The sequence below is a fragment of the Chelatococcus caeni genome (genome assembly GCF_014196925.1).
GTDB lineage: Bacteria > Pseudomonadota > Alphaproteobacteria > Rhizobiales > Beijerinckiaceae > Chelatococcus_A > Chelatococcus_A caeni.
Genome location: NZ_JACIEN010000001.1, coordinates 238,725 through 260,572, shown reverse-complemented (window position 1 = coordinate 260,572; position 21,848 = coordinate 238,725). Strand labels below are relative to the sequence as shown.

The 21,848-nt window shown below is 69.9% G+C and carries 23 protein-coding genes; 12 read left to right on the top strand and 11 right to left on the bottom strand.

What is annotated here, in order from left to right:
* Nucleotides 1-73: 73 nt before the first annotated feature.
* Genes rnhA through ispH form a run of 3 tightly spaced genes read right to left on the bottom strand, consistent with a single transcriptional unit; the run spans nucleotide 74 to nucleotide 2,470 of the window.
* Nucleotides 74-535 (bottom strand): ribonuclease HI, encoded by a 462-nt coding sequence (rnhA, locus tag GGR16_RS01300; protein WP_183315494.1) that lies wholly within the window; start codon nucleotides 533-535, stop codon nucleotides 74-76.
* Entirely contained in the window at nucleotides 532-1,497 is a 966-nt protein-coding gene (locus GGR16_RS01295) for a homoserine kinase (protein ID WP_183315493.1), read from the bottom strand. Before GGR16_RS01295 ends, rnhA begins: the two co-directional genes overlap by 4 nt.
* Before the next feature lie 4 nt (nucleotides 1,498-1,501).
* The gene (ispH, locus tag GGR16_RS01290; protein WP_183315492.1) at nucleotides 1,502-2,470 is read right to left on the bottom strand and encodes a 4-hydroxy-3-methylbut-2-enyl diphosphate reductase; all 969 of its coding nucleotides are present in this window, start codon (nucleotides 2,468-2,470) and stop codon (nucleotides 1,502-1,504) included.
* Nucleotides 2,471-2,590: 120 nt separating this feature from the next.
* On the opposite strand from ispH, the gene GGR16_RS01285 reads away from it, so the two are divergent.
* The 5 genes from GGR16_RS01285 (at nucleotide 2,591) to GGR16_RS01265 (ending at nucleotide 8,963) form a co-directional block, all read left to right on the top strand.
* On the top strand, nucleotides 2,591-3,205 hold the full coding sequence (locus GGR16_RS01285) for an HAD family hydrolase (protein WP_019400892.1): 615 nt from the start codon (nucleotides 2,591-2,593) through the stop codon (nucleotides 3,203-3,205).
* Between the two features lie 714 nt (nucleotides 3,206-3,919).
* Nucleotides 3,920-5,773, top strand: coding sequence for a monovalent cation:proton antiporter-2 (CPA2) family protein (locus GGR16_RS01280; RefSeq protein WP_183315491.1), 1,854 nt, complete (start codon nucleotides 3,920-3,922; stop codon nucleotides 5,771-5,773).
* Nucleotides 5,770-7,173, top strand: coding sequence for an MATE family efflux transporter (locus GGR16_RS01275; RefSeq protein WP_019401647.1), 1,404 nt, complete (start codon nucleotides 5,770-5,772; stop codon nucleotides 7,171-7,173). The genes GGR16_RS01280 and GGR16_RS01275 overlap by 4 nt, the downstream gene beginning before the upstream one ends.
* Before the next feature lie 352 nt (nucleotides 7,174-7,525).
* The gene (locus tag GGR16_RS01270) at nucleotides 7,526-7,990 is read left to right on the top strand and encodes a GIY-YIG nuclease family protein (RefSeq protein WP_019401648.1); all 465 of its coding nucleotides are present in this window, start codon (nucleotides 7,526-7,528) and stop codon (nucleotides 7,988-7,990) included.
* Nucleotides 7,991-8,105: 115 nt separating this feature from the next.
* On the top strand, nucleotides 8,106-8,963 hold the full coding sequence (locus GGR16_RS01265) for a DUF937 domain-containing protein (RefSeq protein ID WP_183315490.1): 858 nt from the start codon (nucleotides 8,106-8,108) through the stop codon (nucleotides 8,961-8,963).
* Between the two features lie 54 nt (nucleotides 8,964-9,017).
* On the opposite strand, the gene GGR16_RS01260 is transcribed toward GGR16_RS01265, so the two are convergent.
* Nucleotides 9,018-9,512 (bottom strand): DUF1127 domain-containing protein, encoded by a 495-nt coding sequence (locus GGR16_RS01260; RefSeq protein ID WP_019401650.1) that lies wholly within the window; start codon nucleotides 9,510-9,512, stop codon nucleotides 9,018-9,020.
* Between the two features lie 227 nt (nucleotides 9,513-9,739).
* Between GGR16_RS01260 and GGR16_RS01255 the strand changes: the two genes are divergently transcribed.
* On the top strand, nucleotides 9,740-10,627 hold the full coding sequence (locus GGR16_RS01255; protein ID WP_053193744.1) for a LysR substrate-binding domain-containing protein: 888 nt from the start codon (nucleotides 9,740-9,742) through the stop codon (nucleotides 10,625-10,627).
* Nucleotides 10,628-10,633: 6 nt separating this feature from the next.
* On the opposite strand, the gene GGR16_RS01250 is transcribed toward GGR16_RS01255, so the two are convergent.
* Nucleotides 10,634-10,792, bottom strand: a complete 159-nt coding sequence (locus tag GGR16_RS01250; RefSeq protein WP_245258872.1) for a Flp family type IVb pilin — start codon at nucleotides 10,790-10,792, stop codon at nucleotides 10,634-10,636.
* 158 nt (nucleotides 10,793-10,950) lie between these two features.
* On the bottom strand, nucleotides 10,951-12,381 hold the full coding sequence (locus GGR16_RS01245; protein ID WP_183315489.1) for an MFS transporter: 1,431 nt from the start codon (nucleotides 12,379-12,381) through the stop codon (nucleotides 10,951-10,953).
* A gap of 67 nt (nucleotides 12,382-12,448) precedes the next feature.
* On the opposite strand from GGR16_RS01245, the gene GGR16_RS01240 reads away from it, so the two are divergent.
* A complete protein-coding gene (locus GGR16_RS01240) occupies nucleotides 12,449-12,856 on the top strand; it encodes a MerR family DNA-binding protein (RefSeq protein WP_183316290.1) in 408 nt (135 codons plus the stop codon).
* A gap of 54 nt (nucleotides 12,857-12,910) precedes the next feature.
* On the opposite strand, the gene GGR16_RS01235 is transcribed toward GGR16_RS01240, so the two are convergent.
* The 4 genes from GGR16_RS01235 to GGR16_RS01220 form a co-directional block, all read right to left on the bottom strand.
* Complete coding sequence (locus tag GGR16_RS01235; protein ID WP_246372757.1) at nucleotides 12,911-13,849, bottom strand: DMT family transporter; 939 nt, start codon at nucleotides 13,847-13,849, stop codon at nucleotides 12,911-12,913.
* A gap of 127 nt (nucleotides 13,850-13,976) precedes the next feature.
* Nucleotides 13,977-15,347: a glutamate--cysteine ligase gene (locus tag GGR16_RS01230; RefSeq protein ID WP_183315488.1), complete on the bottom strand. Its 1,371-nt coding sequence runs from the start codon at nucleotides 15,345-15,347 to the stop codon at nucleotides 13,977-13,979.
* Nucleotides 15,348-15,477: 130 nt separating this feature from the next.
* Complete coding sequence (locus tag GGR16_RS01225) at nucleotides 15,478-16,611, bottom strand: carboxylate-amine ligase (protein WP_183315487.1); 1,134 nt, start codon at nucleotides 16,609-16,611, stop codon at nucleotides 15,478-15,480.
* Nucleotides 16,612-16,717: 106 nt separating this feature from the next.
* A complete protein-coding gene (locus GGR16_RS01220; RefSeq protein WP_019401658.1) occupies nucleotides 16,718-17,467 on the bottom strand; it encodes a 16S rRNA (uracil(1498)-N(3))-methyltransferase in 750 nt (249 codons plus the stop codon).
* A gap of 221 nt (nucleotides 17,468-17,688) precedes the next feature.
* Between GGR16_RS01220 and GGR16_RS01215 the strand changes: the two genes are divergently transcribed.
* Both GGR16_RS01215 and ubiA read left to right on the top strand, forming a co-directional pair.
* Nucleotides 17,689-18,159: a hypothetical protein gene (locus GGR16_RS01215; protein WP_019401659.1), complete on the top strand. Its 471-nt coding sequence runs from the start codon at nucleotides 17,689-17,691 to the stop codon at nucleotides 18,157-18,159.
* Entirely contained in the window at nucleotides 18,156-19,103 is a 948-nt protein-coding gene (ubiA, locus tag GGR16_RS01210) for a 4-hydroxybenzoate octaprenyltransferase (protein ID WP_019401660.1), read from the top strand. Before GGR16_RS01215 ends, ubiA begins: the two co-directional genes overlap by 4 nt.
* A gap of 8 nt (nucleotides 19,104-19,111) precedes the next feature.
* On the opposite strand, the gene GGR16_RS01205 is transcribed toward ubiA, so the two are convergent.
* Nucleotides 19,112-19,525: a DUF6101 family protein gene (locus tag GGR16_RS01205; RefSeq protein ID WP_183315486.1), complete on the bottom strand. Its 414-nt coding sequence runs from the start codon at nucleotides 19,523-19,525 to the stop codon at nucleotides 19,112-19,114.
* Between the two features lie 384 nt (nucleotides 19,526-19,909).
* Between GGR16_RS01205 and GGR16_RS01200 the strand changes: the two genes are divergently transcribed.
* From GGR16_RS01200 to GGR16_RS01190, 3 genes are all read left to right on the top strand, one after another.
* Nucleotides 19,910-20,731, top strand: a complete 822-nt coding sequence (locus GGR16_RS01200) for a 3'(2'),5'-bisphosphate nucleotidase CysQ (RefSeq protein WP_183315485.1) — start codon at nucleotides 19,910-19,912, stop codon at nucleotides 20,729-20,731.
* A gap of 67 nt (nucleotides 20,732-20,798) precedes the next feature.
* The gene (locus tag GGR16_RS01195; RefSeq protein WP_019401293.1) at nucleotides 20,799-21,044 is read left to right on the top strand and encodes a DUF4170 domain-containing protein; all 246 of its coding nucleotides are present in this window, start codon (nucleotides 20,799-20,801) and stop codon (nucleotides 21,042-21,044) included.
* 14 nt (nucleotides 21,045-21,058) lie between these two features.
* Nucleotides 21,059-21,784, top strand: a complete 726-nt coding sequence (locus GGR16_RS01190) for a lysophospholipid acyltransferase family protein (protein ID WP_183315484.1) — start codon at nucleotides 21,059-21,061, stop codon at nucleotides 21,782-21,784.
* Nucleotides 21,785-21,848 lie beyond the last annotated feature (64 nt).

Here is a 21,848-nt window from a genome sequence, read left to right as displayed (position 1 = left end):
GCGGGGGGAGGGGAATGGCGGCGCGCCAGCGCGGGCCTAGGCACCCAACCGATAAACCTCTGCCTACTGCCGACTACTGCCGGACCGGCTCCAGCCCCTTGAACGGCGCCATGCCGGCGCGCGCGAGGGCGTCGACGCGCTCGTTCTCCGGGTGGCCGGCGTGGCCGCGCACCCAGTGCCAGGTGACGTCGTGGCGCTGGCGGGCCGTGTCGAGGCGGCGCCAGAGGTCCTCGTTCTTCACCGGCTTCTTGTCGGCCGTCTTCCAGCCGCGGGCCTTCCAGCCGTGCATCCACTGGGTGATGCCGTGGCGCACGTATTGCGAATCAGTGAAGAGGTCGACCGCGCAGGGGCGCTTCAGGGCTTCGAGCGCCATGATGGCCGCCGTCAGCTCCATGCGGTTGTTGGTCGTCCCGGGCTCGCCGCCGGACAGCTCCTTCTCCTTGCCCTGGTAGACGAGGAGCGCGCCCCAGCCGCCGGGGCCCGGATTGCCCGAGCAGGCGCCGTCCGTATAGATCGTCACGCGTTCCCTGGTCATCGGGCGAGGCCGTATTCGGCCGCGCTCGCGACGCGGCGGTGGAACGAGAGCTTGCGGTCGTATTCGAGCGGGTCCTTCGGCTTCACCAGCGCGCCGGGGGGCACGTTGAGCCAGTCGACGAGCCGCGTCAGCATGAAGCGCAGGGCGGCGCCCCGGCACAGGATGGGAAGCGCCGCGACCTCGGCGTCATCGAGCCGACGCACGCGCTCATAGGCCGTGAGCATCGCCTGACCCTTCGTCAGGTTGAACGAGCCGTCCGCCTCGAAGCACCAGGCGTTGAGGCAGATGGCGAGGTCGTAGGCGAAGGCATCCGTGCAGGCGAAGTAGAAGTCGATGAGGCCGGACAGCCGGCCGGAGATGAAGAAGACGTTGTCCGGGAAGAGATCGGCATGGATGACGCCGCCCGGCAGGCCCGCCGGCCAGGCGCGTTCCAGATCGTCGAGGGCCGAAAGCGTGCGCGCGGCGAGGCCGGGCGAGACCGTGTCGGCCCGCCCGTCCGCCTGCATGAACAGCGGCCGCCACGCGGGCAGCGACAGCGCGTTCTCGCGCCGCATCGCGAAATCGGCACCGGCCAGATGCAGGCGCGCCAGCGCCTCGCCGACACCCGCGCAATGGCCGGCCGTGGGGCGCTTCACCCACATGCCGTCGAGGAAGGTGACGATGGCCGCGGGCCGCCCGGCGAGGCGGCCGAGCGCCTCCCCCTCCCGGTTCAGCACCGGCTGCGGGCAGGTGATGCCGCGCTGGGCGAGGTGGCGCATGAGGCCGATGAAGAAGGGCAGGTCCTCCTCCCTCACCCGCTTCTCGTAGAGGGTGAGGATGTAGAAGCCCCGCTCGGTGTGCAGCAGGAAGTTGGAGTTCTCGACCCCCTCGGCGATGCCCTTGACGGCGAGCACCGCGCCGATGTCGTAGCGGGCGACGAAGGCGGCGAGCTCCTCGTCGGCAACCTCGGTATAGACTGCCACGCGCCTACTCCGCCGCTTCCCCGCGCAATTCGCGCGGCAGGGGGAAGAAGACGCTCTCGTCCGCCGTCGAGACGGTCTCGACGCTGACCGCATAGCGCTCGGCGAAGGCGTCGATGATCTCCTCCACCAGCACCTCCGGCGCGGAGGCGCCCGCGGTGAGGCCGAGGCGGCGGATGTTGCCGAAGATCGACCAGTCGATGTCCTCGGCGCGCAGCACGAGGCGCGCGGCCGGGCAGCCGGCGCGCTCGGCCACCTCGCGCAGGCGCTGCGAGTTGGACGAGTTGGGCGAGCCCACCACGATCATCGCGTCCACCTGCGGGGCGACGCGCTTGACCGCCTCCTGGCGGTTGGTCGTCGCATAGCAGATGTCCTCCTTGTGCGGGCCGACGATGGCGGGAAAGCGCGCCTTCAGCGCCTCGACGATCTCGCGCGTGTCGTCGACCGACAGCGTCGTCTGCGTCACATAGGCGAGTGCGCCGTCATCGGGGGCCGCGAAGGCCGCGACATCCGCCACCGTCTCGACGAGGGAGATCGCGCCTTCGGGCAACTGGCCCATGGTGCCGACGACCTCCGGGTGGCCGGCATGGCCGACGAGCACCACGTGGCGGCCGCGGCGAAAGTGCACCTCCGCCTCGCGGTGCACCTTGGTGACGAGCGGGCAGGTGGCATCGATGGCGAAGAAATTGCGCCGCCCGGCATCCTCGGGCACCGCCTTGGGCACGCCGTGGGCCGAGAAGATGACGGGCGCGCTCGTCGGCGGGATCTCGTCGAGCTCGTCGACGAAGACGGCCCCCTTCCGACGCAGGCTCTCCACCACATATTTGTTGTGGACGATCTCGTGGCGCACGTAGACCGGCGGCCCGTAGAGGGCGAGCGCCTTCTCGACGGCATCGATGGCGCGCACGACGCCCGCGCAGAAGCCGCGCGGGGCACAGATCAGCACGCTCAGGGGTGGCTTTTCGGCAACGCTCATCGAAACACCGGTCACGATCGTGCGGGGGATGTGGCGGCAGGCGGGTACTCATGTCAAGAACGGCATCGCCGCTGCGACGACGCGCGCGGAAGCTGCAGCCCCTGACGATCCGACCGAGCCATGCCGTCCCCCATCCGCCTCGCCATCTTCGACATGGACGACGTGCTGTGCCACTACGACCGCGACCGGCGCCTCGCCGAGCTGTCGCGCCTGTCGGGCCGAAGCATCAACGAGATCCTGACGGATATCTGGGCGAGCGGCTTCGAGGACCGGGCCGATGCCGGGGCGATGGATGCCGAGACCTATCTTTCCGGTTTCGGCGAGCGTCTCGGCTATGCCATCACGCGCGACGAATGGGTGGAGGCGCGCCGCCTCGGTATGGTGCCCTTCCCCGACAGCCTGGCGCTGCTCGCCCGCGTGAAGGAGAAGGCGACCGTCGCCGTGCTCACCAACAACGGCTTCCTCACCGGCGAGGAGATCGACCGGCTCTTCCCGGGGCTGCGCCGCCTCGTCGACGACCGGGTGTTCGTGTCGGCCCGCTTCGGCACGAAGAAGCCCGATCCCGAGATCTACCGGCGCCTGTGCGCCGAATTCGGCGTCGCCCCCGAGGAGGCCTTCTTCACCGACGACAAGCCGTGGAATGTCGCAGGCGCGGTGAAGGCCGGCCTCGAAGGCCACGTCTTCGACGGCGCCGAGGGCCTGCGGCGCGCGCTCTCCCGCCTCGCGCTGGTGTGAGGTAACGCCACCGGGGCCTTGTGGCCGGATGCGCCTGTAACGAGACGAACGTGCCCCCGCCGGGCTGTTCCCCTCCCCCCGCTTGCGGCGGGGAGGGGCCAGGGGTGGGGGGGCCGTGCGACCGGGCGCCATCCTTTCGACCGCGGCGGCGACGGCGCCCTGAAACGAATGACCGCCTGACGGCGGAACCGCCCCCCACCCCTGCCCTCCCCGCCACTTCGTGGGGGGAGGGAGAAGAGCGCTCGGCTGCGTCGGCCAGTGCGAGGCAGCGGGGGGCGTCCATCGGATACACCTCCGCCGCGAGACGGACACAGCCCGCCGGGCGCTTCCCCTCCCCCCGCTTGCGGCGGGGAGGGGCCAGGGGTGGGGGGCCGTGCGACCGGGCACCGTCCTTTCGACCGCGGCGGCAACGGCGCCCTGAAACGAATGACCGCCTGACGGCGGAACCGCCCCCCACCCCTGCCCTCCCCGCCGCTTCGTGGGGGGAGGGAGAAGAGCGCTCGGCTGCGTCGGCCGGCGCTCGACCGGGTCCGTTCGCCTCGCTCGGCACGCGTGCCGCGCCGACATTCCCCTTGCGCTCGGCGCGCTCTAGTTGTTCATGAGTTCCGCTCCGGCGATGGTCCCTTGCGGATGCCTGGCCAGACGCCGGTCGACAGTTGCCTCTGCTCGCATCGGGCCGGATCACCACGGCCGCGGGCCAGCCAAGAGTTTCCCATGGCCGCCAGCGCCGCCGAACATGCGAGTTTCCTGCCGCCGATCCTGACCTTCTGCGCGGCGGCGGTGATCGCCGTGCCGCTCTTCCGCAAGCTCGGGCTCGGCGCCGTGCTCGGCTATCTCATCGCCGGCATCGTCATCGGCCCGTCGGTGATGGGCCTCGTCGGCGAGGCGGAGAACGTGCGCGGCGTCGCCGAGCTCGGCGTCGTGCTGCTGCTGTTCATCATCGGCCTCGAACTGAAGATATCGAACCTCTTCGCCATGCGGCGCGACATCTTCGGCCTGGGGCTGGCGCAGATCGTCATCACCTGCGCATTGGTCGCGACGGTTGCCGCCCTGCTCGGCCACAGCGCGCGGGGCATGATCGTCACCGGGCTCGCGCTGTCCCTGTCGGCGACGGCCATCGCGCTGCAGGTGCTCGAGGAGCGGCACGACCTCGCCACCCGCTACGGCCAGCGCACCTTCTCCATCCTGCTGTTCCAGGACCTGTCCATCGTCCCGATCCTCGCGCTCGTGCCGCTGCTCGCCAACACCGAGGCGCTCGGCAGCGGGCAGGCGCTGGCGGGAGCCGCCGGCGCCTCGGCGCGGGCCTTTGCCGCCGTCGCGCTCGTCGTGATCGTCGGCCGCTACCTGCTCAACCCGCTGTTCCGGCTGCTCGCCGCGAGCGGCGGCCGCGAGGTCATGACCGCCGCGGCGCTCCTCGTCGTGCTCGGCGCCGCCATGCTGATGGAACAGGTCGGCCTGTCCATGGCCATGGGCGCGTTCCTCGCCGGGGTGCTGCTCGCCGAATCGAACTTCCGCCACCAGCTCGAGGCCGACATCGAGCCTTTCCGCGGCCTGCTGCTCGGCCTCTTCTTCATGAGCGTCGGCATGTCGCTCGACGCCAACTACGTGCGGCAGAACGCGCTGCTGCTCCTCGTCCTCGCCCCGGCGCTCGTCATCGGCAAGAGCCTCATCGCCGCCGCCCTCGCCCGCGGCTTCGGCTCCTCCTGGCCGGATGCGCTGCGCATCGGCGCCCTGCTCGCCCCGGCGGGCGAGTTCTCCTTCGTCCTCGTGCCGCTGGGCGGCGAGGTGGGACTGCTGACGGGCGAGCGCGTGCAGGTCATCACGGCGCTCGCGGCCCTCACCATGCTGCTCGGGCCGTTGCTCGCCAAGTTCATCGAGAGCCGGCTCGCCCAGAGGCCGACGGGCGAGGAGCCGGCGCCGGACGACCTGCCCGCCGGCGAGGCCGGAGGCAGCGTCATCGTCATCGGCTTCGGCCGCTTCGGCCAGGTGGTCAACCAGGTGCTGCTCGCCAACGGGGCCGACGTGACGGTGATCGACCGCAACATCGACAGCATCCGCAGCGCCGCCCGCTTCGGCTTCAAGGTCTATTACGGCGACGGCACGCGCCTCGACGTGCTGCGCGCGGCGGGCGCAGGCTCGGCGAACCTCGTCTGCGTCTGCGTCGACGACGCGGCCGCCGCCTTGAAGATCGCCGAGATCGTCCATGCAGAATTCCCGCGCGCCCGCACCTTCGTGCGCGCCATCGACCGGCCGCATGCCATCGCGCTCATGAACCGGGAGGTCGACTTCCAGCTCCGCGAGACCTTCGAATCGGCGCTGCAGTTCGGCCGCGCCACGCTCGAGGAACTCGGGGTCGACGCGGAGGCGGCCCGGCTCGTCACGGAGGACGTGCGCCGGCGCGACATCGCCCGGCTCGTGCTGCAGCGGAGCGACGGCCTCCTCGGCGGGCAGGACCTGCTGCACGGCGCGAAGGTGAAGCCCGAGCCGCTGACGCCGCCGAAGCGCAAGGCGGCCGGCCTCAGCGCCGAGACGCGCGACCTCGTCGCCGATGCCGAGGCGCGTCCGTGAGAATCGACGATCCGAAGACGGACGACGCCGCACAGCGCGGGGGCGCTGGTCCCGGTCCGGCACCCGCGGGCAGCGAAGCCGGAAAGTTCACGCAAGGCTCGACGCTGCGCCACGTCCTCGTGATGACGGCCGCCGGGGCGGTCGGGCTCGTCGCGGTCTTCGTCGTCGACTTCCTGTCGCTCCTCTACATCTCCTGGCTCGGCGAGCCCGCCCTCACCGCCGGCGTCGGCTTCGCCACCATCGTCCTCTTCTTCGCCACCTCCATCAACATCGGTCTCATGATCGCGGTCGGCGCCCTCGTGTCGCGCGCCCTCGGCGCGCGCGACCGGGAGCGGGCGCGACGCCTCGCGGCCTCCGCCATGGTGCAGACGGGCTTCGTCGCAGGTCTTGTCGGCCTCGGCGCCCTGCCCTTCCTCGGACCCCTGCTCACCCTGCTCGGCGCCGATGGCGAGGCGCAGGACGCGGCCATCCGCTTCCTCATGATCGCGCTGCCCGCCAATGTCTTCATGGGCCTCGGCATGGCACTCTCGGGCGTGCTGCGCGCCGTCGGCGACGCGCGCCGCTCGATGTATGTGACGCTGTCGGGCGGGCTCGTGACGGCGGTGGCCGACCCCGTCCTCATCCTCGGCCTCGGCTGGGGCGTCGAGGGCGCGGCGACCGCCACGGCGCTGTCGCGCCTCGTCTTCCTGGCGGTGGGGCTCCACGGGGCGGGCCACGTCCACGGCCTCCTCGCGCGGCCGCGGCTCGCCCATGTCGTCGCCGACATCAGGCCGATGCTTGCCATCGCGCTGCCGGCCATCCTCGCCAATGTGGCGACGCCGGTGTCGAACGCCTTCGTCGCGAGCGTCATGGCGCGCTTCGGCGACGAGGCCATGGCGGCGGTGGCCATCGTCGACCGCCTGGTGCCGCTGTGCTTCGGCGTCGTCTTCGCCCTGTCCGGCGCCGTCGGGCCCATCCTCGGGCAGAACTGGGGCGCGCGGCGCTTCGACCGCATGCGCCGCATCCTGCGCGACGCCCTGTCCCTCGTCGTCGTCTATGTCGGCGCCATGGGGCTGACGCTCGCCCTCATCGGCGATGCCGTGCCCGTGCTCTTCAACGTCGCCGGCACGGAGACGGGGCGGCTCGTCGCCTTCTTCTGCGTCATCAGCGGCTTCCTGTGGCTGTTCAACGGCCTGTTGTTCGTGGCCAACGCCTCGTTCAACAATCTCGGCTTTCCGCTGATGTCGACCGGCTTCAACTGGGCCAAGGCGACCGCCGGCACGGTGCCCTTCGCCCTCGCCGGCGCCCATTTCGGCGGCCCGGAAGGCATCCTCGTCGGCGTCACCGTCGGCGCGATCTTCTTCGGCCTCGCGGGCATCCTCACCGCCTTCTGGACGATCAGGCTTCTTGCCCGTCGATAACGCGCGACGAGGATTGTCGATGGCGGATTCGACTGCCTGCCGCGAGGCTCATTTCAATAATCGTGCCCAAAAAACCGTCAGCGGGCACGGTGTGCGACGCAAGAGCCCGATATTAACTTCGCGCCGGCAAATTCGACGCCTCACGATTGCATGAGGTGGGTCGTTTCAGATGATGCACAGTTGCGCGGATGGTCGGACAGAGGCCACGAAGTTAAACGTTTTCATCAAGTTCTATGGTCTTTTCTGGCGCAAGGACGCGGTCGACTGGGACAGGCGACAGCTTCTCGGACAGCCGCAGGGATGGCTCGGCAAGGGGAACAAGAGAAGCAACATCGACCTTGAACGCATACAAATGAATTTCTACCGCCAGAAAGGTGTCTACATCCTTTACAGCGATGCCCTGCAGCCGGTCTATGCGGGGCAAGCCGGGCTCACGCGGAAGAACTCGACCGGCGGCCAGTCCATCGGCGACCGGCTCTACGCGCACAGCCGCGGCGTCTATCGCAATGGCTGGTCATTGTTCTCGTGGTTCGGCTTCCTCGAGACGGAGCGCCTGCCTCTCACCTGCATGTCTGACGAGCAGCGCCAGAAGCCGGTGTGGACCATGCCGACGGGCCTGCCTTCCGCGCCCGACGCGACGCTCAACACGCTGCTTGCTTCCTTCGAAGCCATCCTGATCGAGGGGTTCACGCCGCGCTTCAATGCGCGCAGGGGCGACCTGCCCGATGCCGTCATCGTCGACCAGTACGAACCGGACGCGGCCCCCGCCGAGAGCCCCCCGCGCGAGCGCGAGGCACGCATGGCCCTCCTCGAATGAGCGCGATCTGACACGCCGCCGCCTGCCCAGACGCCGGTCTATCGGATGCCGGCGATAGCCTCTAGAGTCGGAGCCTGCAGCCACGCCCACGAGAGGCGACCGGGAGGAGCGCGCGATGTTCAACCTGTTCGAGATCATCCAGTCGGCCCAGGGCGGCACGGCCTTCGACAACATCGCCCGGCAGTTCGGCCTGTCCAACAAGGAGGTCGAGCGGGCCGTCGAGGCGCTCCTCCCCGCCTTCACGGTCGGCCTGCAGCGCACGAGCCAGGACCCGTCCGGCCTCATGGGCATGTTCGGCCTCATGGGCGGCGGACGCTATCGCGCGCCCTTCGAGGATGCGGCGCAGGCCTTCTCTGCCACAGGCCGCAGCGAGGGCAACGATGTGCTCGCACAGATCTTCGGCTCGCCGGACGTCAGCCGCCAGGTCGCCGCGCAGGCGGCTGCCGTCAGCGGCGTGAGCCAGGAGATCATCAAGAAGATGCTGCCCATTCTCGCCGCCATGCTGATGGGCGGACTGGCGAAGGGCGCCAGCAACCAGGGGTTCGGCGGCATCCTGGAGCAGTTCGGCAAGATGTTCGGCGCGCCGGCGCCCTCGGCCGAGAGACGCCCGCCCTCCGGCAGCCCCGATCTCTTCGGGCAGTTGAGCGAGATGATCCAGCGCGGCGCGTTTCCGGGCATGCCCGGCTTCCCGCCTGCGGCGCAGCCTCAGCAGCGCGAGGAGCCGAGCGCCCCGCCCCAGGCACGCAACCCCTTCGAAGAGCTGTTCCAGGCCTTTCTCGGCGGCCTTGCCGGCAAGCCCGCGGGCGCCGCCGATACGCGCGCCGAGCGGGCCGCATCCGAACCGGAGCAGCCCACAGCGCCGTTCGATCGCGAGACGATCGGCCGGATGTTCGAGGCCGGGCGCGACATCCAGGAGCAGCAGATCGCCACCATGCGCGCCATTCTCGACAGCTTCTCCAGGAACCGCGGGTGATCCCCGCGCCGGCGGGCGCCCCGGAGAGGACCGGAGCGCCCGCGGCAGAGCCCGTCAGCAGCAGGCGCCGGCCGCCGGCGGCAGGATGGCGGCGGGCTTGACGGCGCCCCGGCGGGTACGGCCCTGCAGGCGCGACCAGGTGATGCGGTGGATCTGCGCCGTTACACGGGGGCCATCGGGGGCATCGCCCGTCATGGCATTGCCGTCTTCGGCGCTTCGCTCCGCCCGCTCGCGCACGAGCTTCACCAGAGCCGTGGTCCGTGCACGCGCACGTCGATGATAGGCCCTCTCGGCGAGAAGGGTTGTCGGATCCCGGTAGAAGGGTTCCGCCAGGGCGCTGTCGATATCCGTCCGCAAGAGGCCGATGTCCTTCAGCGTGCGGTCATCGAGCTCGGCGAGGCGGTAGACCGACCGGCGATGGAGAAGCGCCCGCGCGGCGGCCTTCACCCTGTCCCAGAGGCTCCGATCGGCGCGACGCGCGCCGGCGATCCCGAGGGTCGGGGCACTCGTCGGGGCGAAAGTCCCCTTCGGCGTCATCAGTTCGCTCATCGTCGTCCTCCAGCAGTGAATGCTCACGCTGCCGCTCCGCCGCCCGCAAAAGGAGCCCGTCGCGGATCCGCCCCTCCAAGGGCGGCCGCCGTCGCGGAACAGTCGGTGAATGCGTGAACCCGAGGAGACTATGACGCAATCCATCCAATCATTGAAACGAATGTTTATGATTGCAAACATCACAGGGTGTGATTGAATATCGACCAACCGGACGGAGGAGCGACGCCATGGCCCATATGCTCGACATCGATCAGTTGCGCACCTTCGTCGCCATTGCCGACACCGGCTCCTTCACCAAGGCGGCCGATCTGGTGCACAAGACGCAGTCGGCGGTGTCGATGCAGATGAAGCGCCTGGAGGAGCGGCTCGGGCGGGCCATCTTCGAGCGCGACGGGCGCTATTCGCGCCTGACGGAGGACGGCGACCGGCTGCTCGACTATGCCCGCCGCATCGTGCGGCTGAACATGGAGTGCCTCGCGAGCTTCGGCGACGTCGACCTTGCGGGCCGCGTGCGGCTCGGCGTGCCGGACGATTACGCCGACCGCTACCTGCCGGAGATCCTGGCGCGGTTCTCGCGCTCCAACCCGAAGGTGGAGGTGACGGTCGTCTGCGAGCCGACGCCGATGCTGGTCGAACGGGTCAATTCCGGCGACATCGACCTCGCCATCATCACCCATGTCGACGGCAAGAACTATTCGGCCGAGATCATCCGCGTCGAGCAGTTGCTCTGGGTGACGTCGACGCGCCACTGCGTGCATGACGAGACGCCCGTCCCGCTCGCCCTCGGGCGGCCGAACTGCAACTGGCGGCAGAGCGCGACCGAGGCGCTCGAAAATGCCGGGCGACCCTTCCGCGTGCTCTATTCAAGCTGGAACTCGACGGCCGTGGGCGCTGCGGTGCTTGCCGGGCTCGCCGTCTCCGTGCTGCCGGAGAGCGCGGTCAGGCCCGGCATGCGGGTGCTCGGCCCCTCGGACGGGATGCCGGCGCTGCCGGCGTGCAAGATCGGCCTCGTGCGCAACCATCACGACCCGACGGCGCTCGCCAATGCGCTCGCCGAGCACATCGTCCAGAGCCTCGACAACCTCAACGTCAACCGCCTGCAGGCGGCGGAATAGAGAGCGCTACTGCATCAGGCCGGAATGGGTCTCGGCGAAGATCCGCGACAGGCTGTCGCTGATCAGCGAGGCGTTGACGACGATGCCCAGCATCACGAAGAGCGCGATGAGGCCGTATTCGACCGCCGTCGAACCGCTCTCGTCCTTCAGAAACGCCTTCAGCATGACCGCCTCCATTTGCCCTGCAGCTTGGCGGGGCGGCCTCACCGGGAGGTTAACGGGGACGCCGCGCGCCCCCGCATGTGCGGCCAGGGTGAACCGGGAGTTAAAGCATGATCCCGGCCGAAGGTTCGGGATCATGCGACAAGCCCGGGATGGGGCGATCAGCGCAGTTCGGCTTGCGTTTCGCGCAGCTCCAAAGACGGGCGGCCGAGCAGGGCCGTGAGTGCCGCGACCACCGTCAGACCGGCCGCCACCAGAAAAGCCACCGAGAATGCGGTGCCGATCGCGTCGGGCGCAGCCTGGGCAATATCTCGCCGGCCAACCGCCAGGGCAAAGACCGCTCCCATGACCGACGCCCCGGTCATCAAGCCGAGATTGCGCGACAGCCCCAGCAGGCCGGAGATCATGCCGCGCTCACTATCGGGAGCCGCCGTCATGACGGACGTATTGTTGGCCGCCAGAAAGAGCTGGAAACCCGGCGTCAGCAGCATCAGCGACAGGACATATCCCGCGATGCCGACCAGCGCCGGCAGCACGGCAAGGCACAAGAGGCCAGCCGTTGTCTGCACCAGCCCGAGCAACAGCACCCGCGGCGCCCCGAACCTGTCCGTTATGCGCCCGGCCGGAACACCGGCCAGCGCGGCCGTCACCGGTCCAACCGCCATCACCAGGCCGGCGAGGGCCTCGTTCAACCCGAGGGCAAAGGTCAGGTAGAACGGCCCGACGACGAGCGTCGACATCATCACGGCCGACACGAGGAGGTTCATGAGCAGCGCGGCTGAGGTCGTGCGATTGCGCAGTGCGGCGAGCTGTACAAGTGGCATGTCCCGCCGCCTTTCGATGACGACGAAGACAACGCCCCCCACGGCCGCGCCGAGGAGCAGCACGCCGCTTTTTGCATCAAACCCGTCGGATCCGCCGGTGACGGCCAGCGAATAGGCCGTCAGCGTGAGCGCCAGAATAAACGCGCCGGGCAGATCGAGGCTTCCGCGCGCCCTGGGCCCCGCGCATTGAGGCGCCGGAATCCCGCGCACGGCAAAGACAAGGACCGCAGCCCCCACGATTGCGAGAACCAGAAACACCACTCGCCATCCCGACCAGGCGATCATCAGCCCTCCGAGCGACGGCCCAAGGGCGGTGCCGACCGCCGACATCGTCATCATGAGGCCCATGGCAGCGCCGGTCCGCTCCTTCGGCACCATGTCGCGGATGATCGAGATCGGCAGCGCCATCAGGATCGCTCCGCCGAAGCCCTGGGCCGCCCGTGCCACGATCAGCGCACCGAGTGTCGGCGCGGCTGCACAAGCCGCCGAGGCCGCGGCGAAAACGCCGAGCCCGGCCAGAAGCACCGGCCGATGGCCGATCAGGTCTCCCAATCGGCCTCCCGAGACGATGGCGACGGTGACGGCGAGCAGATAGGCCAGAATGACCCATTGCACATGCGCCACCGGCGCCGAGAAGTCGCGCGCCAGTGTCGGCAGCGCGACCGTGGCAACACTCACCCCCAGCGAGGCGAGCAGCATCGCCAGCGCCAGAGCGGCAAGGCCGCGTCCATGCGCCGGGGCAATGGCGGGCGTGCAGTTGTTCTCCATGGTTCGGTCCTTGCCAATCGTTCATCCGAATGGCACCTTGCCACTTCAAGTTCACTTGAGGTCAAGTGTGGATATTCTGGACATCGGAGAGCTCGCCGCGCGCTCGGGCCTGCCCGCCTCGACCTTGCGCTACTACGATGAGATAGGCCTGATCACCTCGATCGGCCGGCGCGGCCTGCGCCGCCAGTTCGGGCCCGAGGCCTTCTGGCAGCTGGGGCTGATCGCTCTGGGCAAGAAGGCCGGCTTTTCCCTTGCGGAGATCGCAACGATGTTCGCCGCCAACGGGGCGAGCAGCCTGCCGCGCGCGGCCCTCCATGCGCGCGCCGGCGAGATCGACCGGCAGATCCATGAGCTGACCGTCCTCCGCGACATGCTCAGGCATGTCGCGGAATGTTCAGCGCCCACCCATCTCGCGTGTCCGCGTTTCCGCAAGCTGCTGCGGATCGCCGGCCGACACCAGAAGGGTCATGGCTGATATCGGTTCGCCGAACCGGCATCCGCTTCGGCGGAAAATGCCCCGGAGAATGGCCTAAGAACGCGGCGCAGGGCGCGTCAGCACGACGAGATTGCCCGCGAGCACGAGCACGAGGCCGGCGAGCGCCGCGAGCGACCAGACATAGTCCTCGAGCAGGGTGGAGACGCCGAGCGCGACGACGGGAAACATCACCGTCGCGTAGCCCGCGCGCGCCGCGCCGATGCGGCCGAGCAGCGTGAGATAGGCGAAGAAGGCGAGCACCGTGGCCGAGAGGCTGAGGAAGACGAGCGAGCCGAGGTAGCGCGTCGTCCATTCCACCGTGAAGGTCGCCCCGGTCAGCCAGGCGACGACGGCCGCCCAGGCGGTGCCGTAGAACATGCCCCAGGCCGAGGCGGGCAGGACGGCGATGCGCCGCTTCTGCAAACGGGCCGAGACCATGTTGCCGAGGCAGAAGCACAAGGTCGCCGCGGCGCTGAAGCCGAGGCCGGCGAGCACGCCGGACGCGCCCTGCGCGGCGGCAAGGTCGGGCAGGAACATCAGGCCGACGCCGCCCGCCCCCATCAGCGCCGCGAGCGCCACCCGCCCCTCGATGGGCTGGCCGAGGAGGAGCGCGCCCAGGATGAGATTGATGATGGAGGTGAGCGAGAACACCACCGACACGAGGCCGGACGTCAGCAGGCCCGCGCCGTAATAGGCGAGGATGAAATTCGTGGAGAACATCAGCACGCCCATCAGCGCGAAGCGGGCGTGGTCGGCGAGCGGATAGCGAAGGCGCATGCCGCGCGCGGCGGCCCAGGCCAGCATCACCGGCGCCGCGATGAGGAAGCGCCAGACGATCGACACTTCCGGCGCGACGACGCCGACCTGCAGCTTCATGGCATACCAGCTCGTGCCCCAGCAGAAGACGAGCAGGGCATAGAGCGCGAGCGTGCCGCCCGCGAGCCCCTGGCGGCCCGCCGGCACGCCGGAAACGGTCGTTTCGTTGGAAGACAAGGCCTGGCTCCGCATGCGCCGCCCATGCTAGCGGCCTCCGCACGGCCCGACCAATGCGGAGGGCTGATGCAAGCCATGCACGGCGCTGATGGTCGGTCCGCGGGAGAGACCGCGGCCCCCTGCCCGATCAGTAGGCGTATTCGGAGAAGGCGGGATCGACCGAGCCCTGCCAGGGGCCCTCGTAGCGGGCCAGGAGGTCCTCGGCGAGGGTACGCCCTTCCCCGGCGATCCGGTCGAGCGGGGCGAGGAAATGCGTCTCGTCGCGGCCGTCCGCATTGAGCCGCCCGCGGCGGGCGAGGCCGGTGCGGGCGATGGCCAGCACCTCGCGGCCAATTTCAGCGAGGCTGCGCCCGGCGATCGTCGCGGCAAGGCCGAGGCGCGGGGCTGCCTCGCGCAGCGCCTGCCGGTCCGCCGCGCTCCAGCCCTTCACGACGTCCCACGCGGCCGTCAGGCAGTCCTCGTCATAGAGCAGGCCGACCCAGAAGGCCGGCTCGGCGCAGAGCATGCCGGTCGGCCCGCCGTCGGAGCCGCGCATCTCGAGGAAGCGCTTGAGGCGCACCTCGGGAAAGAGCGTCGAGAGGTGGTTCGCCCAGTCCGACATCGTCGCCCGCTCGCCGGGCAGCTGCGGCAGCCGGCCGGCGAGAAGGTCGCGGAAGGAGGCGCCGGCGACGTCGTGATAGGTGTCGTCCCGCTTGACGAAATACATGGGGACGTCGAGCGCCCAGTCGACATAGCGCTCGAAGCCCATGCCGTCCTCGAAGGCGAAGGGCAGCATGCCCGTGCGGTCGCGGTCGGTATCGAGCCAGATATGCGAGCGCATGGAGAGGAAGCCGTTGGGCCGGCCCTCGGTGAACGGTGAATTGGCGAAGAGCGCGGTGGCGAGCGGCTGCAGCGCCAGCGCGACGCGCAGCTTCTTCACCATGTCCGCCTCACTCCCGAAATCGAGATTCACCTGCACGGTGGCGGTGCGGAACATCATGTCGAGCCCGAGGCTGCCGACCTCGGGCATGTAGCGGCGCATGATGCCGTAGCGGCTCTTCGGCATCACGGGCGTCTCCTCCCGCGTCCACTTCGGGCTCATGCCGAGGGCAAGGAAGCCGATGCCGAGCGGGCGCGCGATCTCCTTGACCTGGGCAAGGTGGGCGTGCAGCTCGCAGCAGGTCTGGTGCACGGTCTCGAGCGGCGCGCCGGAGAGCTCGAACTGCCCGCCGGGCTCGAGCGAGATGGCGCCGCCGCCGGTCACGTCGTAGAGGCCGATGGGGTGGTCGTCCTCCATGATCGGCTCCCAGCCGAGCAGGCCCTGCATGCCTTCCAGGAGCCGCCGCACGCCGCGCTCGCCCTCGTAGGGCACCGGCGCCAGGTCGGCGGTGTAGAAGGGAATCTTCTCGTGTTCCGTGCCGATCCGCCACGCGTCCTTCGGTTTGCAGCCGGCTTCCAGGTAGGCGACGAGATCGTCGCGCGAGCCGATGGGAGTGGTGTCGGACACGTCGCGAGCCATGCGCTGTCTTTCTCAAGAGACGCCGCGGTGACGCGGCTCTGGGGTTCGAGGTCGGCTCTAGATAGGCGCCTTGTCCGGCCCCGACAATGCTCCCGCACAACAATCGTGGCGAGATCTGGGCAGGGCCGTCTCAGGCCGGCGCGACGTTCACCGTTTCGCTCGCCAGCCAGTCGACCACGCCGACGAGCGCGGCGTGCTTGTCGAGCCCGCGGCCGACGCCGTCGAGGTAGAGCGCGAGCTGCCGGTCGGCGCTCGTGCCGCGGCTGACGATGGTGCGCGCATGGGCGATCTCGGCCTCGCAGCCGAGGGCCGCGGCATCCTCCGCCACACGGGCGATGACATCCTCCAGCACCTCGCCGAAGCTGCGGGCGCCGCCGCCGGCCTCGTCGACGAGCGAGCCGTGCACGCCGTAGCGCTGCGCGCGCCAGCAGTTCTCCGCGGCGATGGCGCGGTCGGCTCCGGACAGGCCTGCCATGACGCTCTCGTTGCGGTCGAGATGGCGCACGAGGGCGCGATAGAGCGCGGCGATGGCGATGGCATCGTCGAGGCTGGTGCAGCAGTCGCTGACGCGCAGCTCCAGGGTGCCGAGCCGGGCCGCCGGGCGCACCACCCACCAGACGAAGCTCTCGTTGGCGATGGCGCCGGCGGCGACGAGCGCATCGATATAGCGGCGATAGTCCGCGGCGTCGGCGAACAGGTCCGGCAGCCAGGTGCGCGGCAATTCGCGATAGGCGGCGAGCCGATAGCCGAGCAGCCCGGTGCGCCGCCCCTGCCAGAACGGGGACGAGGTCGAGAGGCCGAGCAGCAGCGGCATGAAGGGCAGCAGCCGGCCCATCAGGTTCACGCGCCGCTCCGGGCACGAGACCGCCACGTGGACATGCAGGCCGCACAGCATGTTGCGCGTGCCGAGCATCTGCAGGTCACGCATCAGCCGGTCGTAGCGCTCGGCATCCGTATGGCGCTGGTGGGCCCAGACGGCGGTGGGATGGGTGCCGGAGGCGACGATAACGAGGCCGTAGTTGCGGGCAAGGGCGCCGAGCTCCTGCCGGAGCCCGGCGAGCGCGGCCCGGGCCTCGCCCATCGTCGTGCAGGGCGGCGTCGCGACCTCGATCTGGCTCTGCAGCATCTCCGTGTGCACCGCTTCGCCGATCCTGGCCTTGCATTCGTCGAGGAAGGCGCGCGTCGACTTGCGCCGGGGACCACGCGACAGCGCGTCGCACAGGAAATATTCCTCCTCGATGCCGAAGCCGTAGCCGCAATCCATCCACCCGTCCTTCCGAGACAACCGAATCGCACCATCGTCGATCCGGAATGGGGAAACTCTCGGGAGTGAGCTGCTGCCCCCGGAACCTATCCCCAGCGAACCGGCCTCAGGCGCGCGGCGTCCAGTCGCCGATGCTGGCCTGCACGAGCGCGAGCGCCGCGACCGCGGCCGTATCTGCCCTGAGGATGCGCGGACCAAGTGACAGGATTAGCACGTTCTCGCGCCGCGCCATCAGCGCGCGCTCCTCCTCGGTAAAGCCGCCCTCCGGGCCGATGACGACGGCGAGCGGCCCGCGCGAGGCACCGGCGAGGGCGGCGAGCGGATCGGCAAGGGGCGCGGCCTCGTCGCAGAAGACGAGGAGCCGTTCCGGCGCGAGCGCCGCGACGGCCGCGGCGAGGGGCTGCTCCTCGGCGATCTCTGGCAGGGTGAGGATGCCGCATTGCTCCGCGGCCTCGATGGCGTTGGCGCGCATGCGATCGATGTTGACGCGGCTCACCTGGGTGTGGCGCGTGATCACCGGGCGGATGGCGGAGGCGCCCATCTCCACCGCCTTCTGGACCATGTAGTCGAGCCGGGCGTGCTTCAGGGGCGCGAAGAGATAGTGGAGGTCGCCCGGCGCCGGCTGGGGCCGCAGGCGGGCGACGATCGCGAGCGCCTCCGGCCGGCGCCGGCCGGCAAGAACCTTCGCGTGCCATTCCCCCTCGCGCCCGTTGAAGACGAGGACGTCCGCGTCGGCGCCGAGCCTGAGCACGTTGCCGATGTAGTTGGCCTGGGCCTTGTCGAGCGGCACCATGGCCCCCTCGGCGAGCGGACAATCGACAAACAGGCGCGGCGCGCGCACGGGAATGTCAGGCAATTTTGCTCTCCACCGGCTGGATAAGCCCCAGCAATACGTGATAAGTCGGCTTGAACGCCACCCGTGAGCAAAGCCGCCACAATTGCCTGTTATGGGCAAGCTGCCGGCGGGCGGACCAGAGACGCGGCAGCAATGTCCGCTCGTCCCACCGGGTGACGGCTGGATTTTCGCGGCGGGGCGCCCATCCGATCGGCCCGCCGTCAGTGGGAAGGAAGACAGTCATGGCACGCAGCTTTCGGGCGCGTCTCACGATGGGCATGATGGCCGCCGCAGTGGTCGGTGCCCCGCTCATGCTCGGCCTCGGCGCCTCTCCGGCGGCCGCCCAGGCCTCGGGCTGCGAGCAGATCACGAGCTTCCTCAACGAACGCAAGTCGATCGTCGAGCGCGTCAACAAGCTCGGCAAGCAGCCCAAGGCCGCGGATGCCTGCGCCCTGCTCGGCCGCCTCGCCAACAACGGCAACGAGACGATGAAGTGGATCGAGGCCAACAAGGACTGGTGCCAGATCCCGCAGAACTTCATCGACGGGCTGAAGAACGACCACGGCAACGTGACCAAGGTGCGCGGCCAGGCCTGCAGCGTCGCGGCCAAGCAGGCCCAGATGGAGAAGCAGGCGCGCGAGCAGGGGCTGCTCGGCGGCGGCGGTGGCGACATCCTCACCGGGCCGATGCGCATTCCCCAAGGCGCCCTATGACCGCTGCGCCGCAGCCGCTCGACCAGCCGGTCGCCGATGCTGCGGCCGGCAATTGGGTGGACCGCTACGCACCGGCAGCATCGCGACCCTATCTGCGCCTCGCGCGCATCGACCGACCGATCGGCTGGTGGCTTCTGCTGCTGCCCTGCTGGTGGTCGCTCATGCTGGCGGCCATCGCCACGGGCACCATCCCCAACCTCTGGTACGCCGTCCTCTTCCTCATCGGGGCGGTGGCGATGCGCGGCGCCGGCTCGACCTACAACGACATCGTCGACCGGGACCTCGACGCCAAGGTGGCGCGCACGCGGATGCGCCCCCTGCCCTCCGGCCAGGTCAAGGCCGCGGCGGCGGCGGCCTTCCTTGCACTACAGGCGCTCGTGGGGCTCGCCGTGCTGCTGCAGTTCAACGGCTTCGCCATCCTCGTCGGCTTCCTGTCGCTCGTCCCTGTCGCCGTCTATCCCTTCATGAAGCGCTTCATGTCGATGCCGCAGCTGGTGCTCGGCCTCGCCTTCGCTTGGGGCGGCCTGATCGGCTGGGCGGTGGTGACGGGCACGCTCGCGGCACCCGCCTATCTCGCCTATGCGGCGGCCATCGCCTGGACCGTGGGCTACGACACGATCTACGCCCTGCAGGATATCGAGGACGATCCGATCGCCGGCATCAAGTCCTCCGCGCGGCTCTTCGGCAGCGAGGCGGCGACAGGCGTCGCCGTGTGCTATGCGGCGGCGGTGGTGCTGGTGGGGCTAGCGGCGCATCTTGCCGGCGGCGGGCTCGTCGCCTTCGCCGCGGTCGGCGCCTTTGCGCTGCATCTGGCCTGGCAGGTGCGGTCGATCGAGCTCGACAATCCGCAAAAGGCTCTCAGCCTCTTCAAGTCGAACCGCGACGCCGGGCTGATCCTCGCCGTCGGCCTCGCCGCCGACGCCCTGCTGCGCGCCGTTCTCTGAGCGCTCCCTCAGTCCCGCGCCATCATGTCCCGGCCGTGCACCCGCACCGGGCGCATCAGCGGCTTGCCGGTCTTGCGCCGGACGAGGAAGCGCGGCCGGCGGCCGTTCAACAGGCCGTGACGGCGGCGGATGCGGATTTCGCCGAGCTGCAGCCGCCCGATCTGCGGCCGCGGGCAGACGATGACCCCATCCTCGCGCTCCAGCAGGAGAGGCAGGCCGGAGGTTGCGGCGACGCTGCGCCACACGGCGGCGATGTCGCCGTCGTCCCAGCGGCCGATGACGAGATCGCGCCGGCGGTCGTGGCCGACGAGCACGAGCTCGAACATCTCGGCATCGCCCTCCTCCGGCACGAAACGCACCGCCACGCCCGCGAAGATGCCTGCGGTACCGGGGAGGATCACCCGGGCACCCGGAAGCCTCATCACGATATCGTTGAAGGAAATGGCTTCGCCGGCGGCGGGTTGCACATGGCAACCCGCCCCGGCGGCCGAGTTCTCGCCTGCCGCCATGTCGACGCCTCTTGTTCTGACGCTCCCGCGCGGCACTCTCTTTGTCCGGAGCACTCGCGCCTTAGGTCGCCAATATTGCGCGGCACCGGCCCAAAAGGCCTTAACGGGTTGGGTTAAGGCCTTCTTGCCGGCCCCGTTTCGGCGCGGATGCTCAACGAAACCTTTCCGCAAACGGAGGGGCCGGACGGATCCGGCACGGGTGCGCGTGCGACAGCACGCCGCCCGGCTATTGCAGCGGTCGCGAGCGGCCTTTACAAGACCGGCCATCCAGGAACTTCAAGAGAGCCTGCGGGGACGATGCTCGCCTCCCATCCGGACATGGCTGCCAAGCTGCGCGTCCTCCTTCGCGAGACGGCGCGGGAGGCCGGCCTTGCGGCGCTCGCCTATTTCCGCGCCGGCCAGGCGACGCGGGCCGACGTGTGGTCGAAGGCCGGCGGCTCGCCGGTGACGGAGGCCGACATCGCGCTCGACCGGCTCATCGCCGAGCGGCTGCGCGGCGCCATGCCGGAGGCCGGCTGGCTGTCGGAGGAGACCGCGGACGATCCGGCCCGGCTGTCGAAATCCCTCGTCTTCGTCGTCGACCCCATCGACGGCACGCGCGCCTTCATGCAGGGCGGCTCCGACTGGGCGATCTCCATCGCGCTCCTCCTCGACGGGATGCCGCTCGCCGCCATCCTGCACGCCCCGGCGCTCGGCGTGACCTACGAGGCCCACCGCGGCCAGGGGGCGCTGCGCAACGGGGAGCCGCTGCCCCTGAGGGCAGCGGCCGCATCAGCCCATGCGCCCATGCGCGTCGCCGGCCCGGCCATGCTCACCAAGCGCCTGCTGCCCTCCTTCGGCGCCATCGACGTGGTGCCCAAGATCCCCTCGCTGGCGCTTCGCCTCGCGCGGGTCGCGGACGGCGCCCTCGACGTCGGCCTCGCCTCCGCCAACGCCCACGACTGGGACATCGCGGCGAGCGATCTCATCCTGTCGGAGAGCGGCGCGGCGCTGACCGGACTCACGGGCGAGCGGCCGGGCTTCAACCTGCCGAGCCCGGTGCACAGCCCGCTCGTCGCCTCGCCCGGGGCGCTCCATCCGCGCGTGCTCGACGCGCTCGCCGAGGGGACGACGGCGTGAGCGCGCAAGACCGCCCCTACGGCACGACCCTTCGATCAACCTCGACCATCACGGGACTTGCGAGACCATGAGCGAGACGGCACCGAACAAGCAGCTTCTGCACCTCGTCTTCGGCGGCGAGCTGGAAAGCCTCGAGGGCATCACGTTCCGCGATCTCGCCAACCTCGACATCGTCGGGATCTACCCGAACTACGCGAGCGCCCACGCGGCCTGGAAGGCGAAGGCCCAGGCCACGGTGGACAACGCCCACATGCGCTATTTCATCGTCCACCTGCATCGCCTGCTCGACCCCGAAACCGGCCAGCCGGCCTGAGGCGGCCGGGCTCCATGGCGCTTCTCAAGCGGATCAGCCGGTCACGCCCGGTGCAGGCCACCCTCGGGCGCCTGCTCGCCGGCTACCTGCGCCTCGTCGAGCGCACGAACCGCTTCGTCATGGAGCCGGCGGACATCTATGACCGCGTCGGGCCGCAGATGCCCGTCATCGTCGCCATGTGGCATGGGCAGCACTTCATGGTGTCCTTCGCCCGCCGGCCGCAGGACCGCGCGGCCGCGCTGGTCTCGCGCCACGGCGACGGCGAGTTCAACGCCATCGCCCTCAACCACCTCGGCATCCGCGCCATCCGCGGCTCCGGCGCGCGCGGCGGCAAGGTGCGCGAGAAGGGTGGCGCCGCCGCGGTGCGCCACCTCCTGCGCGCCCTCAAGGACGGCGAGATGGTGGTGATGACCGCGGATGTGCCGAAGGTGTCGCGCATCTGCGGCGAAGGCATCATCCTGCTCGCCAAGCTGTCCGGCCGGCCGGTGGTGCCGGTCGCCGTCGTCACCAGCCGGCGCATCGACTTCAACAGCTGGGACCACGCCTCCATCGGCCTGCCCTTCGGGCGCGGCGCCATCGTCATCGGCGAGCCGATCCACATCGCGGCCGAAGCCGATCCGGGCGCCATGGAGGATGCGCGCCTCGCCGTCGAGCGCAGCCTCGATGCCGTCCATGCCCGGGCCTATGCCCTCGTCGGCGACCGCGATCCCGGCATGAAGCCGGTGGAGACCGCCCGATGAAGGCGTTGTCCACAGCACCGACCTTCCGCCGACGCGCGATCTGCGCACGGCCGGGGATACTGCC

Coding starts and splice junctions, on each gene's coding strand:
- GGR16_RS01280 (WP_183315491.1), top strand. CDS start 3,920: ATGGCCGCCAGCGCCGCCGAACATGCGAGTTTCCTGCCGCCGATCCTG.
- GGR16_RS01200 (WP_183315485.1), top strand. CDS start 19,910: ATGCTCGCCTCCCATCCGGACATGGCTGCCAAGCTGCGCGTCCTCCTT.
- GGR16_RS01270 (WP_019401648.1), top strand. CDS start 7,526: ATGAATTTCTACCGCCAGAAAGGTGTCTACATCCTTTACAGCGATGCC.
- ubiA (WP_019401660.1), top strand. CDS start 18,156: ATGACCGCTGCGCCGCAGCCGCTCGACCAGCCGGTCGCCGATGCTGCG.
- GGR16_RS01245 (WP_183315489.1), bottom strand. CDS start 12,381: ATGGAGAACAACTGCACGCCCGCCATTGCCCCGGCGCATGGACGCGGC.
- GGR16_RS01215 (WP_019401659.1), top strand. CDS start 17,689: ATGGCACGCAGCTTTCGGGCGCGTCTCACGATGGGCATGATGGCCGCC.
- GGR16_RS01230 (WP_183315488.1), bottom strand. CDS start 15,347: ATGGCTCGCGACGTGTCCGACACCACTCCCATCGGCTCGCGCGACGAT.
- GGR16_RS01255 (WP_053193744.1), top strand. CDS start 9,740: ATGGCCCATATGCTCGACATCGATCAGTTGCGCACCTTCGTCGCCATT.
- GGR16_RS01260 (WP_019401650.1), bottom strand. CDS start 9,512: ATGAGCGAACTGATGACGCCGAAGGGGACTTTCGCCCCGACGAGTGCC.
- GGR16_RS01205 (WP_183315486.1), bottom strand. CDS start 19,525: ATGAGGCTTCCGGGTGCCCGGGTGATCCTCCCCGGTACCGCAGGCATC.
- GGR16_RS01190 (WP_183315484.1), top strand. CDS start 21,059: ATGGCGCTTCTCAAGCGGATCAGCCGGTCACGCCCGGTGCAGGCCACC.
- GGR16_RS01195 (WP_019401293.1), top strand. CDS start 20,799: ATGAGCGAGACGGCACCGAACAAGCAGCTTCTGCACCTCGTCTTCGGC.
- GGR16_RS01250 (WP_245258872.1), bottom strand. CDS start 10,792: ATGCTGAAGGCGTTTCTGAAGGACGAGAGCGGTTCGACGGCGGTCGAA.
- GGR16_RS01285 (WP_019400892.1), top strand. CDS start 2,591: ATGCCGTCCCCCATCCGCCTCGCCATCTTCGACATGGACGACGTGCTG.
- rnhA (WP_183315494.1), bottom strand. CDS start 535: ATGACCAGGGAACGCGTGACGATCTATACGGACGGCGCCTGCTCGGGC.
- ispH (WP_183315492.1), bottom strand. CDS start 2,470: ATGAGCGTTGCCGAAAAGCCACCCCTGAGCGTGCTGATCTGTGCCCCG.
- GGR16_RS01225 (WP_183315487.1), bottom strand. CDS start 16,611: ATGGATTGCGGCTACGGCTTCGGCATCGAGGAGGAATATTTCCTGTGC.
- GGR16_RS01265 (WP_183315490.1), top strand. CDS start 8,106: ATGTTCAACCTGTTCGAGATCATCCAGTCGGCCCAGGGCGGCACGGCC.